11 protein-coding genes are annotated in these 14,099 nt (G+C 62.9%); 10 read left to right on the forward strand and 1 reads right to left on the reverse strand.

What is annotated here, in order from left to right; translation table 11 throughout:
• The first annotated feature begins 5 nt into the window (after positions 1 to 5).
• The 9 genes from murD (at position 6) to lpxC (ending at position 10,461) form a co-directional block, all read left to right on the forward strand.
• Positions 6 to 1,352, forward strand: coding sequence for a UDP-N-acetylmuramoyl-L-alanine--D-glutamate ligase (murD, locus tag FEM01_RS13090; RefSeq protein WP_138219907.1), 1,347 nt, complete (start codon positions 6 to 8; stop codon positions 1,350 to 1,352).
• Complete coding sequence (ftsW, locus tag FEM01_RS13095) at positions 1,349 to 2,563, forward strand: putative lipid II flippase FtsW (protein ID WP_138219908.1); 1,215 nt, start codon at positions 1,349 to 1,351, stop codon at positions 2,561 to 2,563. The genes murD and ftsW overlap by 4 nt, the downstream gene beginning before the upstream one ends.
• Complete coding sequence (gene murG, locus FEM01_RS13100) at positions 2,553 to 3,632, forward strand: undecaprenyldiphospho-muramoylpentapeptide beta-N-acetylglucosaminyltransferase (RefSeq protein WP_138219909.1); 1,080 nt, start codon at positions 2,553 to 2,555, stop codon at positions 3,630 to 3,632. The genes ftsW and murG overlap by 11 nt, the downstream gene beginning before the upstream one ends.
• A complete protein-coding gene (gene murC, locus FEM01_RS13105; RefSeq protein WP_138219910.1) occupies positions 3,625 to 5,073 on the forward strand; it encodes a UDP-N-acetylmuramate--L-alanine ligase in 1,449 nt (482 codons plus the stop codon). The genes murG and murC overlap by 8 nt, the downstream gene beginning before the upstream one ends.
• Entirely contained in the window at positions 5,070 to 6,026 is a 957-nt protein-coding gene (locus tag FEM01_RS13110) for a D-alanine--D-alanine ligase (protein WP_138219911.1), read from the forward strand. Before murC ends, FEM01_RS13110 begins: the two co-directional genes overlap by 4 nt.
• A 6-nt stretch (positions 6,027 to 6,032) precedes the next feature.
• The gene (locus FEM01_RS13115) at positions 6,033 to 6,902 is read left to right on the forward strand and encodes a cell division protein FtsQ/DivIB (protein WP_138219912.1); all 870 of its coding nucleotides are present in this window, start codon (positions 6,033 to 6,035) and stop codon (positions 6,900 to 6,902) included.
• Between the two features lie 14 nt (positions 6,903 to 6,916).
• On the forward strand, positions 6,917 to 8,185 hold the full coding sequence (gene ftsA, locus FEM01_RS13120) for a cell division protein FtsA (protein ID WP_138219913.1): 1,269 nt from the start codon (positions 6,917 to 6,919) through the stop codon (positions 8,183 to 8,185).
• A 55-nt stretch (positions 8,186 to 8,240) separates the two neighbouring features.
• Entirely contained in the window at positions 8,241 to 9,437 is a 1,197-nt protein-coding gene (gene ftsZ / locus FEM01_RS13125; RefSeq protein WP_003251871.1) for a cell division protein FtsZ, read from the forward strand.
• A gap of 112 nt (positions 9,438 to 9,549) precedes the next feature.
• Complete coding sequence (lpxC, locus tag FEM01_RS13130) at positions 9,550 to 10,461, forward strand: UDP-3-O-acyl-N-acetylglucosamine deacetylase (protein ID WP_138219914.1); 912 nt, start codon at positions 9,550 to 9,552, stop codon at positions 10,459 to 10,461.
• Positions 10,462 to 10,522: 61 nt separating this feature from the next.
• Here lpxC and FEM01_RS13135 read toward each other — a convergent pair whose 3' ends face one another.
• Positions 10,523 to 10,978 carry a DUF721 domain-containing protein gene (locus FEM01_RS13135; RefSeq protein WP_138219915.1) on the reverse strand — a complete coding sequence of 152 codons (456 nt, stop codon included), beginning with the start codon at positions 10,976 to 10,978 and terminating at the stop codon, positions 10,523 to 10,525.
• A 318-nt stretch (positions 10,979 to 11,296) separates the two neighbouring features.
• Between FEM01_RS13135 and secA the strand changes: the two genes are divergently transcribed.
• On the forward strand, positions 11,297 to 14,032 hold the full coding sequence (gene secA, locus FEM01_RS13145) for a preprotein translocase subunit SecA (protein WP_138219917.1): 2,736 nt from the start codon (positions 11,297 to 11,299) through the stop codon (positions 14,030 to 14,032).
• The last annotated feature ends 67 nt before the right edge of the window (positions 14,033 to 14,099 follow it).

Consider the following 14,099-nt stretch of genomic DNA (forward strand, 5'->3'; position numbering starts at 1 on the left):
CGAGCGTGTCACTGATCGCTTCCGACCAATTCCGCATCGTTGTCGGCCTCGGCAAGAGCGGCATGTCCCTGGTTCGCTTCCTGGCGAACCGGGGCATTGCCTTTGCGGTCGCCGACACCCGCGAGCAACCGCCGGAACTGGACACCCTGCGCCGTGATTACCCGCAGGTGGAAGTGCGCTGTGGCGAACTGGACGTGGACTTCCTGTGCCGTGCCAACGAGCTGTATGTGAGCCCAGGCCTGGCCTTGGCCACCCCGGCCCTGCAGCAGGCTGCGGCGCGTGGCGTGACGCTGTCCGGCGACATCGAACTGTTCGCCCGCCACGCCAAGGCGCCGATCGTGGCCATCAGCGGCTCCAACGCCAAGAGCACGGTCACCACCCTGGTTGGCGAAATGGCCGCCAAGGCTGGCAAGCGTGTGGCGGTGGGCGGCAACCTGGGGACCCCGGCGCTGGACCTGCTCGATGACAACGTCGAGCTGTACGTGCTGGAGTTGTCGAGCTTCCAGCTCGAAACCACAGACCAGCTCAATGCCGAAGTGGCGACGGTGCTGAACATCAGCGAAGACCATATGGACCGCTACAGCGGCCTGCCGGCCTACCACTTGGCCAAGCACCGGATCTTCCGTGGTGCGCGCCAGGTAGTGGTCAACCGCCAGGACGCCTTGAGCCGTCCGCTGCCGGTCGAAGGTCGTCCATGCTGGACTTTTGGTCTCAATCAACCGGACTTCAAGGCTTTCGGCCTGCGTGAAGTGGACGGTGAAAAATACCTGGCGTTCGAATTCCAGACGCTTATGCCGGTACGTGAGCTGAAGATTCGCGGTGCGCACAACCAGAGCAACGCCTTGGCCGCGCTCGCCCTGGGTCACGCCGCAGGTCTGCCATTCGAGCCGATGCTCGAAGCGCTGCGCGAATTCAAGGGCCTGGCTCATCGCTGCCAGTGGATCCGCGAGCGCAACGGGGTGAACTGGTACGACGATTCCAAGGCTACCAATGTTGGCGCCGCACTGGCCGCCATCGAAGGCCTGGGCGCCGATATCGACGGTCAACTGGTGCTGATCGCCGGTGGCGATGGCAAGGGCGCGGACTTTGCCGCGCTGCGTGCACCGGTCGCCCAGCATTGCCGCGCCGTGGTGCTGCTGGGGCGTGACGCCGAGCGGCTGGCCGAAACACTCAAGGATGGCGTGCAACTGGTGCGCGTGCAGACCCTAGACGAGGCCGTGCAACGCTGCGCCGAACTGGCCCAGCCCGGCGACGCCGTGCTGCTGTCGCCTGCTTGCGCCAGCCTGGACATGTTTAAGAACTTCGAAGAACGCGGGCGTCTGTTCGCCCAGGCGGCGGAGGGGCTGGCATGATCTTCGGCATCCTCAAGCCTTACCCATCGCCGCTGATCAGCGGCCGAGGCATCGACCTCGATTTCCCGCTGCTGGCCGGTTGTCTGGCGCTGTTGGGCCTGGGGCTGGTGATGATCACCTCGGCGTCCTCGGAAGTGGCTGCGGTGCAGTCAGGCAACCCGCTCTACCACATGTTCCGCCACCTGGTTTACGTGGCCCTTGGCCTGGGGGCCTGTGGCATGACCATGCTTGTGCCGATCGCCACCTGGCAGCGCATGGGCTTCATGATGCTGGTGGGGGCGTTCGGGTTGCTGGTCATGGTGCTGATCCCTGGTATTGGCCGCGAAGTAAACGGCTCGATGCGCTGGATCGGCTTCAGTTTCTTCAACGTTCAGCCTTCGGAGATCGCCAAGGTCTTCGTGGTGATCTATCTCGCCGGTTATCTGGTGCGCCGCCAAACCGAGGTGCGCGAAAGCTGGATGGGCTTCTTCAAGCCTTTCATCGTGCTGCTGCCGATGGCCGGCCTGCTGCTGATGGAGCCGGACTTCGGCGCCACCGTGGTGATGATGGGCGCCGCCGCCGCCATGCTGTTCCTGGGCGGGGTGGGATTGTTCCGGTTCTCGTTGATGGTGGTGCTCGCAGTGGTCTCGGTGGTGATCCTGGTTCAGGCTCAGCCTTACCGGATGGCGCGTTTGATCACCTTCACCGACCCGTGGTCGGATCAGTTCGGCTCGGGCTACCAGCTGACCCAGGCCCTGATCGCGTTCGGGCGCGGCGAGTGGCTGGGCGTGGGACTGGGCAACAGCGTACAGAAACAATTCTACCTGCCCGAGGCACACACCGACTTCGTGTTTTCGGTGCTGGCCGAGGAGCTTGGCGTGGTCGGCTCATTGCTGACCATCGCGCTGTTCGTGTTCGTCACTGTACGTGCGTTGTACATCGGCCTGTGGGCCGAGAAGGCCAAGCAGTTCTTCGCGGCCTACATGGCGTTTGGTCTAGCGTTCCTGTGGATCGGCCAGTTCCTGATCAACATTGGCGTGAACGTCGGGCTGTTGCCGACCAAAGGCCTGACACTGCCGTTCCTCAGCTACGGGGGCAGCTCACTGGTGATCTGCTGCGCCTGCGTAGGGTTGTTGCTACGCATCGAGTGGGAAAGTCGAACGCACTTCGGCAGCGAAGAGCACGAATTCAACGAAAGCGATTTTGCCGAGGAGACCAATCATGGCCGCTGACGGCAAGAACGTACTGATCATGGCCGGTGGTACCGGTGGCCATGTGTTCCCGGCACTGGCCTGCGCCCGTGAGTTCCAGGCCCGCGGCTACACCGTGCACTGGCTCGGCACTGCGCGCGGTATCGAGAATGAGCTGGTGCCCCAGGCGGGTCTTGAGTTGCACCTGATCCAGGTTGGCGGTCTGCGTGGCAAGGGTAAGCTGTCGCTGCTCAAGGCGCCGTTCACCCTGGTCAAGGCCGTGCTTCAGGCGCGGCGTATCGTGCGTGCGCTCAAGCCTGTCTGTGTGGTCGGCTTCGGCGGCTATGTGACTGGCCCCGGCGGTGTGGCCGCGCGCCTGTGCGGCGTGCCGCTGGTGATACACGAACAGAATGCGCGTGCCGGCACCACCAACCGCCTCTTGCTGCCGTTGGCCGCGCGGGTGTGCGAAGCCTTCCCGGGCACGTTCAGCGCGAGCGACAAGCTGCGTACCACCGGCAATCCGGTGCGCCCTGAGCTGTTCATGGACGCGCAGCGCGCACCGCTGGCCGAGCGCCGTGCACGGCTTTTGGTCATGGGTGGCAGCCTGGGTGCGGAACCCTTGAACAAATTGTTGCCTAAGGCCCTGTCCGAAGTGCCGGCCAGCCTGCGCCCCGAGGTATTCCACCAGGCTGGCAAGCATCATGCGCCGGTCACCGCCGAGCGTTACCAGGAGGCCGGGGTCAAGGCCCAGGTCGAGCCGTTCATCAAGGACATGGCCCATGCCTATGGCTGGGCCGATCTGGTCGTCTGCCGTGCCGGTGCGCTGACCGTCAGCGAGCTGGCCGCCGCAGGCCTGCCGTCGATGCTGGTGCCGTTGCCGCACGCCATCGACGACCACCAGACCCACAACGCCCAATACCTGGCTGGTGAAGGTGCTGCCTTCCTCATGCCACAAGCGACAACTGGCGCAGCGCAACTCGCTGAACGCCTGAACGAGGTGCTGATGCAACCCGAGAAACTCAACGCCATGGCTGGTACTGCCCGCCGCCTGGCCAAACCTGCTGCAACCAGCACCGTGGTCGATATCTGCCTGGAGGTGGCCCATGGTTGAAAGCCAGAAAGCCATGCCGCAACCGAAGATGGGCCGTATCCGCCGTATTCACTTCGTCGGGATCGGCGGAGTGGGCATGTGCGGGATTGCCGAGGTGTTGCTGAATCTGGGCTATGAAGTGTCCGGTTCTGACCTCAAGGCATCGCCGGTCACCGAACGCCTGGAGTCGTTCGGCGCCGAGATCTTCGTCGGTCACCGCGCCGAGAACGCCGCCACCGCCGATGTGCTGGTGGTATCCAGTGCGATCAACCCGGCCAACCCGGAAGTCGCCACCGCCCTGGAACGTCGCATTCCTGTGGTGCCGCGCGCCGAGATGCTCGCTGAGCTGATGCGCTATCGCCACGGCGTAGCGGTGGCCGGCACTCACGGCAAGACCACTACCACCAGCCTGCTGGCCTCGGTATTCGCTGCCGGCGGCCTGGACCCCACCTTCGTCATCGGTGGCCGCCTGACCGCAGCCGGCACCAACGCGCAGTTGGGCACCAGCCGTTACCTGATCGCCGAAGCCGATGAAAGCGACGCCAGCTTCCTGCACTTGCAACCTATGGTCGCGGTGGTCACCAACATCGACGCCGACCACATGGCCACCTACGAAGGTGACTTCAACAAGCTGAAGAAGACTTTCGTCGAGTTCCTGCACAACCTGCCGTTCTATGGGCTGGCCGTGATGTGCCTGGACGATCCGGTGGTGCGCGAGATCCTGCCGCAGGTCAAGCGTCCGACCGTCACCTATGGCTTTAGCGAAGAAGCCGACGTGCGCGCGATCAACGTGCGTCAACAGGGCATGCAGACCCACTTCACCGTACTGCGCCGCGACTGCGCGCCGCTGGAGGTGTCGGTCAACATGCCGGGCAACCACAACGTACTCAACGCCTTGGCCACCATCGCCATCGCCACCGACGAGGGCATCAGCGACGAGGCCATCATCCAGGGCCTGTCGGGCTTCCAAGGGGTCGGTCGACGCTTCCAGGTCTACGGCGAGCTACCCGTCGATGGCGGCAGCGTGATGCTGGTGGACGACTACGGCCACCACCCGACCGAAGTCGCCGCGGTGATCAAGGCCGTGCGTGGCGGCTGGCCGAGCCGGCGCCTGGTGATCGTCTACCAGCCGCACCGCTACAGCCGTACCCGCGACCTGTACGACGATTTCGTGCAGGTGCTGGGCGATGCCAACGTATTGCTGCTGATGGAAGTCTACCCGGCTGGCGAAGAGCCGATCCCCGGCGCCGACAGCCGCCAGCTGTGCCACAGCATTCGCCAGCGCGGCAAGCTGGACCCGATCTACATCGAACGTGGCGCCGAACTCGCGCCGTTGGTCAAGCCGCTGCTGCGCGCTGGCGACATCCTGATCTGCCAGGGTGCCGGTGATGTCGGTGGGTTGGCCCCGCAACTGATGAAAAGCCCGCTGTTCGCAGGCGCCAAGCAGGAGAAGTCGAAATGACCCGCGCCTATGACAAGCTGCATTCCACCCTCGACATAAAGGCCTTCGGCCGCGTCGCCGTGCTGTACGGTGGCAAAAGCGCCGAGCGTGAGGTGTCGCTCAAGTCCGGCGCGGCGGTGATCGAGGCGCTGACGGCTGCCGGTGTCGACGTGGTCGGCATCGATGTGGGCGACGACCTGCTGGCGCGCCTGCAGAGCGAAAAGATCGATCGCGCCTTCATTATCCTGCACGGCCGTGGCGGTGAGGACGGCAGCATGCAGGGCCTGTTGGAGTGCCTGGGTATTCCTTACACCGGCAGCGGCATTCTTGCCTCGGCGCTGGCCATGGACAAGCTGCGCACCAAGCAGGTGTGGCAGAGTCTGGGCATTCCCACGCCGCGTCATGCGGTGCTGGCCAGCGAGCACGATTGTGTGAAGGCCAGTACGGAACTGGGCTTCCCGTTGATCGTCAAACCTGCCCATGAAGGTTCCAGCATCGGCATGGCCAAGGTGAATAGCGAACAGGAATTGATCGCTGCCTGGAAAGATGCCGCCCACTACGATTCGCAAGTCCTGGTCGAACAATGGATTCACGGCCCGGAATTCACCATCGCCGTGCTGCGTGGCCAGGTGCTGCCGCCGATTGCCCTGGGCACGCCTCACGTGTTCTACGACTACGACGCCAAGTACATCGCCAATGACACCCAGTACCGCATTCCGTGCGGCCTGGACAGCGTCAAGGAGCAAGAGCTGATCGACCTGACCGCGCGCGCCTGCGATGCCGTTGGCATCGAGGGCTGGGGGCGTCTGGACGTGATGCAGGACGAGCAGGGCCGGTTCTGGCTGCTCGAAGTCAACACCGCACCGGGCATGACTGATCATAGCCTGGTGCCCATGGCGGCCCGCGCGGCCGGCCTGGACTTCCAGCAACTGGTGCTGGCGATCCTGGCCGACAGCGTAGCGACGCGAGGTTAAGCAGCCATGCAGGGCGCGATGATACGTCAGCAGCAACCCGTTACCGGCCGAAGCAAGCCGGTGCCGCGTGGTGCCAGCCGACTGGTGGCCGACGAGCCCGTATCGGCGCGCCTGCCACGGCCGAGCTTCGGCGGCCTCAAGCGCCTGCTGTGGCCGGTGCTGCTGGTGGCCGCAGGCTTTGGCGCCTACGAAGGCGCGGTTCGCCTGATGCCGTATGCCGACCGTCCGATCACCAAGATCGCTGTGCAGGGCGACCTGAGCTACATCAGCCAGCAGGCGGTACAGCAGCGAATCGCCCCCTACGTGGCCGCGAGCTTCTTCACCGTGGACCTGGCGGCGATGCGCATGGAGCTTGAGCAGATGCCTTGGATCGCCCATGCCGAAGTGCGTCGGGTGTGGCCGGACGAGGTCGTGGTGCGCCTCGAAGAGCAACTGCCGGTGGCGCGCTGGGGCGATGAGGCCCTGCTGAACAACCAGGGCCAGGCTTTCACCCCGCGCGAGCTGGCCAACTACGAGCACCTGCCGCAGTTGTTCGGGCCGCAGCGCGCTCAGCAACAGGTCATGCAGCAGTATCAGGTATTGAGCCAGATGTTGCGCCCCATGGGCTTTTCCATCGCGCGCCTGGAGCTGCGCGAGCGCGGCAGCTGGTTCCTGACCACTGGCGCCGGCAGCGCAGGGCCAGGTATCGAATTGCTGCTGGGGCGTGATCATCTGGTGGAGAAGATGCGCCGTTTCATTGCCATTTACGACAAATCGCTTAAAGACCAGATCACCAATATCGCCCGCATCGATCTGCGTTATTCCAACGGACTTGCCGTTGGTTGGCGGGAACCGAATGCACCGACGACGGCCCAACCCGCCGTTGCGAAGAATTAGAGAGAGGCAGGACCATGGCAAACGCGCATAGCGGCAAAATGATCGTCGGGCTGGACATCGGCACCTCCAAGGTGGTGGCGCTGGTGGGCGAGGTCGGCGAAGACGGCACCCTGGAGATCGTGGGCATCGGCACCCACCCATCGCGCGGCCTGAAGAAAGGCGTGGTGGTGAACATCGAGTCGACCGTGCAGTCGATCCAGCGCGCTGTGGAAGAGGCCCAACTGATGGCCGGCTGCCGCATCCACTCGGCGTTCGTTGGCGTGGCTGGCAACCACATCCGCAGCCTGAACTCCCACGGCATCGTCGCCATCCGCGACCGTGAAGTGAGCATGGCCGACCTCGAACGTGTGCTCGACGCTGCCCAGGCTGTGGCCATTCCGGCCGACCAGCGTGTGCTGCACACCCTGCCGCAGGACTACGTGATCGACAACCAGGAAGGCGTTCGCGAGCCGCTGGGCATGTCGGGCGTGCGCCTGGAAGCCAAGGTCCACGTGGTCACCTGCGCCGTCAATGCCGCACAGAATATCGAGAAGTGCGTACGCCGCTGTGGCCTGGAAATCGACGACATCATCCTCGAACAGTTGGCTTCGGCCTATTCGGTGCTGACCGACGATGAGAAAGAACTCGGCGTGTGCCTGGTGGACATCGGGGGTGGCACCACCGACATCGCGATCTTTACCGAAGGCGCGATTCGCCACACCGCGGTGATCCCTATCGCGGGCGACCAGGTCACCAACGACATCGCCATGGCTCTGCGTACACCGACGCAGTACGCCGAGGAGATCAAGATCCGCTACGCCTGTGCCCTGGCCAAGCTGGCTGGCGCTGGCGAGACCATCAAGGTGCCGAGCGTGGGCGATCGTCCACCGCGCGAGCTGTCGCGCCAGGCCCTGGCAGAAGTGGTCGAGCCTCGTTACGACGAGCTGTTCACCCTGATCCAGGCCGAGCTGCGCCGCAGCGGCTACGAGGACCTGGTGCCCGCCGGTATCGTCCTCACCGGCGGCACCGCGAAGATGGAAGGCGCCGTGGAACTGGCCGAGGAAATCTTCCACATGCCGGTACGCCTTGGCGTGCCGCACAGCGTTCGGGGCCTGAGCGACGTGGTGCGCAACCCGATCTATTCCACCGGCGTGGGCCTGCTCACCTACGGCTTGCAGAAGCAGTCCGAAGACCTGGTCATGACCGGTATCAGCAACAGCAGCAACAGCAATAACAGCTATGGCGATGAACCCAAGGGGCCAGTGCTTGAACGACTCAAGCGTTGGGTCCAGAGCAACTTCTGAGTTTCAAAGCAGTAGTGGTAGGCGCGACAACTAGAGAACTGTAAGGAGAGGGAAAATGTTCGAGCTCGTAGACAACGTCCCGCAAAGCCCGGTCATCAAGGTGATCGGCGTCGGCGGTGGCGGCGGCAACGCCGTCAACCACATGGTCAAAAGCAGCATCGAAGGCGTCGAGTTCATCTGCGCCAACACCGATGCTCAAGCGCTGAAAAACATTGGCGCACGCACCATCCTGCAACTGGGCACCGGCGTGACCAAGGGCCTGGGTGCGGGGGCCAATCCAGAGGTCGGCCGTCAAGCCGCGCTGGAAGACCGTGAGCGCATCGCCGAAGTGCTGCAAGGCACCAACATGGTGTTCATCACCACCGGCATGGGCGGCGGTACCGGTACCGGTGCTGCGCCGATCATCGCCGAAGTCGCGAAAGAGATGGGTATCCTTACTGTTGCGGTAGTGACCCGTCCGTTCCCGTTCGAAGGCCGCAAGCGCATGCAGATCGCCGATGAAGGCATCCGTATGCTCGCCGAGAGCGTCGACTCGCTGATCACCATCCCCAACGAGAAGCTGCTGACCATCCTGGGCAAGGATGCAAGCCTGCTGTCCGCTTTCGCCAAGGCTGACGACGTGCTGGCCGGCGCCGTGCGCGGCATCTCCGACATCATCAAGCGTCCGGGCATGATCAACGTCGACTTTGCCGACGTGCGTACCGTAATGGGCGAGATGGGTATGGCGATGATGGGTACCGGCTGCGCCAGCGGTCCGAACCGTGCGCGTGAAGCTACCGAGGCGGCGATTCGCAATCCACTGCTCGAAGACGTCAACCTGCAGGGCGCCCGTGGCATCCTGGTGAACATCACCGCCGGACCGGACCTGTCGCTGGGTGAGTACTCCGACGTGGGTAGCATCATCGAGGCCTTCGCCTCCGACCACGCCATGGTCAAGGTCGGTACTGTGATCGACCCGGACATGCGCGACGAGCTGCACGTCACCGTCGTGGCCACCGGTCTGGGTGCACGCATCGAGAAGCCGGTCAAAGTCGTCGACAATACCCTGCAAACTGCCCAGCAGGCTTACGAGGCCTCTAACCCGGCCCCGGTTCGCCAAGAGCAGCCAGCGGTCAACTACCGCGACCTGGAGCGTCCGACCGTGATGCGCAACCAGGCTCACGCCGGTGCCGCCGCAGCCGCTAAACTCAACCCTCAGGACGATCTGGACTACCTCGATATCCCAGCCTTCCTGCGTCGCCAGGCCGATTGATGGAATTTATCAGGGGTATAAGGGTGATTGGTGTTCAGCAAAGGCCGGGTCTGTTATTATCCCCAGCCTTTGTTGATACCTGTTCGCAATTTGCGCTGAAGCGGCCAATGCCATGATTAGACAACGCACCCTGAAGAATACCATCCGTGCCACAGGTGTCGGCCTGCACTCCGGGGAGAAGGTCTATCTGACCCTCAAGCCTGCGCCTGTCGACACCGGCATCGTCTTCCGTCGCGCCGACCTTTCTCCTGTCGTGGAGATTCCGGCGCGCGCAGCCAATGTCGGCGAGACCACCATGTCCACGACACTGGTCAACGGTGACGTCAAAGTCGATACGGTCGAGCACTTGCTCTCCGCCATGGCGGGCCTGGGCATCGATAACGCCTACGTCGAGCTCTCCGCCTCGGAAGTGCCGATCATGGATGGCAGCGCCGGTCCCTTCGTATTCCTGATTCAATCGGCTGGCCTGGAAGAACAGGACGCCGCGAAGAAGTTCATCCGTATCCTGCGCGAAGTGACTGTGGAAGAGGGCGACAAGCGCGCCACTTTCCTGCCGTTCGACGGGTTCAAGGTGAGCTTCGAGATCGACTTCGATCACCCGGTCCTCAAGGGCCAGACCCAAAGTGCGGTCGTTGACTTCTCGAGCACCTCGTTCGTCAAGGAAGTCAGCCGCGCCCGTACGTTTGGCTTCATGCGTGACATCGAGTACCTGCGCAAGCACAACCTTGCGTTGGGTGGCAGTGTCGAGAACGCCATCGTGGTGGACGAGACCGGTGTGCTCAACGAAGACGGCCTTCGTTCCGATGACGAGTTCGTCAAGCACAAGATCCTCGACGCCATCGGCGACCTCTATCTGCTGGGCAACAGCCTGATCGGCGAGTTCAAGGGCTACAAGTCCGGGCACGCGCTGAACAACCAGCTGCTGCGCAAGCTGATCGCAGAAACTGACGCCTGGGAAGTGGTCACCTTCGAAGATGCCAGCACGGCACCGATCTCGTACATGCGCCCTGTTGCGGCCGTGTAAGTTCGAACACTCTCTAGTTCATTGAGGCCACCTTCGGGTGGCCTTTTTTATGGGCGCTCGCTCAGGGCTTGTCCTGGGCGTGGGCTGCCAAGCGTTCCAGCGCGGCCTTGAGCTTCGGATCGCTGATGCCTTCGGCAGAGGCGTGAATACTGTTGGCCGCTTGTTGCGACAGGACAGGAGCGTGCCCTTCACGTTTGGTGGGCACCAAAGGTGGCTGGACCTTGAAGATGATACGGCTCAGGTTGGCGAACGCCTCCATGCCTTGCAGTTGGCGTTGCAGGCGCTTTTGCTGATAGCGCAGGCGCGTGGCCCAGTGGCCGTCGGTAACCACCAGCAGCAACGTGCCGTCTTTCCACGATGCCACATGGCAGTGCTCGCGTGCAGCCGGTTGCAGCTGGCTTTCCAGCAGGCGCTGTAGGTGTTCCAGGCGTTCGGCCTGATTGAGCAGCAGGCGCAGTGGGCGGGCCTTGCGCAACAGCGCCGAAGGCTGATGGGCGGAGGAGGGTTTGTAGGCCATGAATGTACGCAGACGGTTACAAGATCGGCAGTCTATCAGTTGAGCCCCGGGTATGGGCGGGCATCGTGCTCGGTCTGCGCTAAGCGGGCTTTTGATGCACGTCATGCTCGGCACGTTTCATCTTTACGCACCTTGAACTTGCGGAAAAAGCCCCTATGTTATTCAAGCCCCCTAAAAGCGCTGTGCCAGCATCGTGGAAATCCACCACTTTCCTCACCATCGTTTCCGGGTAGAATGCTCGTTCGCATGCGGCCTTAGGGCTGCACGGGCGACTCACGGGGCCGCCCTCCATCCCTACGTGTGGAAGATCCTGCCGATATGTTTGCGCCTTTGTTAAAGAAACTTTTTGGAAGCAAGAACGAGCGTGAAATCAAGCGCATGCTCAAGACGGTGAACACCGTCAATGCCTTCGAAGAGAAGATGGTCGCCCTCTCCGACGAGCAACTGCGTGGCAAGACCGCAGAGTTCAAGGAGCGTCTGGCCAAAGGCGAAACGCTCGACCAACTGTTGCCTGAAGCGTTTGCCGTGGCCCGTGAGGCCGGCAAGCGTGTCATGGGCATGCGCCACTTCGACGTCCAGCTGATCGGCGGCATGACCCTGCACGAAGGCATGATCGCAGAAATGCGTACCGGTGAAGGCAAGACCTTGGTCGGTACCCTGGCCGTCTACCTCAACGCGCTGTCCGGCAAGGGCGTGCATGTGGTCACGGTCAACGACTACCTGGCCCGTCGCGACGCCAACTGGATGCGCCCGCTGTACGAGTTCCTTGGCCTGAACGTGGGCATCGTCTCGGCCTTCCAGCCGCCGGAAGAAAAACGTGCGGCCTACGCCGCCGACATCACCTACGGCACCAACAACGAGTTCGGTTTCGACTACCTGCGCGACAACATGGCGTTCAGCCAGGACGAGAAGTTCCAGCGTGAGCTGAACTTCGCGGTGATCGACGAAGTCGACTCCATCCTCATCGACGAAGCGCGTACCCCGTTGATCATCTCCGGCCAGGCCGAGGACAGCTCCAAGCTGTACATCGAGATCAACCGCCTGATCCCGCGTCTGACCCAGCACATCGAGGAAGTCGAAGGCCAGGTGACTCAAGAGGGTCACTACACCATCGACGAGAAGAGCCGTCAGGTCGAGCTGAACGAAGCTGGGCACCAGTTCATCGAGGACATGCTGACCCAGGCGGGCCTGCTGGCCGAAGGTGAAAGCCTGTACTCGGCGCACAACCTTGGCCTGCTGACGCATGTCTATGCCGGGCTGCGTGCGCACAAGCTGTTCCACCGTAACGTCGAATACATCGTGCAGGACGGCCAGATCCTGCTGATCGACGAACACACCGGTCGGACCATGCCGGGCCGCCGTCTCTCCGAGGGTCTGCACCAGGCCATCGAAGCGAAGGAAAACCTGAACATCCAGGCCGAGAGCCAGACCCTGGCCTCGACCACCTTCCAGAACTACTTCCGTCTCTACACCAAGCTGTCCGGCATGACCGGTACCGCTGACACCGAAGCGTTCGAGTTCGCCCAGATCTACAACCTCAACGTGATGGTCATCCCGCCAAACAAGCCGTTGGCGCGCAAGGACTTCAACGACCTGGTGTACCTGACCGCCGACGAGAAGTACGCCGCGATCATCGCCGACATCAAGGAAAGCATGGCCCAGGGTCGTCCGGTGCTGGTCGGTACCGCGACCATCGAAACCTCCGAGCACATGTCCAACCTGCTCAAGAAGGAAGGCATCGATCACAAGGTCCTGAACGCCAAGTACCACGAAAAAGAAGCCGAGATCATCGCCCAGGCCGGTGCGCCGGGTGCGCTGACCATCGCCACCAACATGGCTGGCCGTGGTACCGACATCCTGTTGGGTGGTAACTGGGAGGCCGAAGTGGCCGCCCTAGACAACCCGACCCCCGAGCAGATCGCCCAGATCAAGGCCGACTGGCAGAAGCGTCACCAGCAAGTGCTGGAGGCCGGTGGCCTGCACGTGATCGCCTCCGAGCGCCACGAGTCCCGTCGTATCGACAACCAGTTGCGCGGCCGTGCCGGCCGTCAGGGCGACGCCGGCTCCAGCCGCTTCTACCTGTCGCTGGAAGACAGCCTGATGCGCATCTTCGCCTCTGATCGGGTGAAGAACTTCATGAAGGCCTTGGGCATGCAGTCCGGCGAGGCCATCGAGCACCGCATGGTCACCAATGCCATCGAGAAAGCCCAGCGCAAGGTCGAAGGCCGCAACTTCGACATCCGCAAGCAACTGCTCGAATACGACGACGTGGCCAACGAACAGCGCAAGGTGATCTACCACATGCGCAACAGCCTGCTGGCCGCAGAAAACATCGGCGATACCATCGCCGAGTTCCGTCAGGAAGTGCTCGATGCCACCATCAGCCAGCACATTCCGCCGCAATCGCTGCCCGAGCAGTGGGACGTGGCCGGCCTGGAAGCTTCCCTGGCCAGCGACTTCGCCATGAAGCTGCCGATCCAGCAGTGGCTCGACGAGGACGATCACCTCTACGAAGAGACCCTGCGCGAGAAGCTGCTCAAGGAAATCACCGACGCCTACAACGAGAAGGAAGACCAGGCCGGTCTCGACGCCCTGCGTACCTTCGAGAAACAGATCCTGCTGCGCGTGCTGGACGACCTGTGGAAAGACCACCTGTCGACCATGGATCACCTGCGCCATGGTATCCACCTGCGTGGCTATGCGCAGAAGAACCCGAAGCAGGAGTACAAGCGCGAGTCGTTCACCCTGTTCCAGGAGTTGCTGGAGTCGATCAAGCGCGACACCATCCGTGTGCTTTCGCACGTTCAGGTACGTCGCGAAGACCCGGCAGAAGAAGAGGCGCGCCTGCGCCGCGAAGCCGAGGAACTGGCCAGCCGCATGCAGTTCCAGCACGCCGCAGCGCCGGGCCTTGAAGGCGAGCAGTTGGCCGATGAGGGCGCTGAAGTCGCCGTCGCCTCCGCCCCTGTACGCAACGACCTGAAGCTGGGCCGCAACGAGCCGTGCTGGTGTGGTTCGGGCAAGAAATTCAAGCATTGCCACGGTCAGATCGAGTGATCTGAGCAGGCTGTGCAGACGGAGACAACCGGGGGCCGCTTTGCGGCCCTTTCGCGACGCAAGGCCG

The organism is Pseudomonas mosselii (genome assembly GCF_005796105.1).
GTDB classification, from domain to species: domain Bacteria; phylum Pseudomonadota; class Gammaproteobacteria; order Pseudomonadales; family Pseudomonadaceae; genus Aquipseudomonas; species Aquipseudomonas mosselii_C.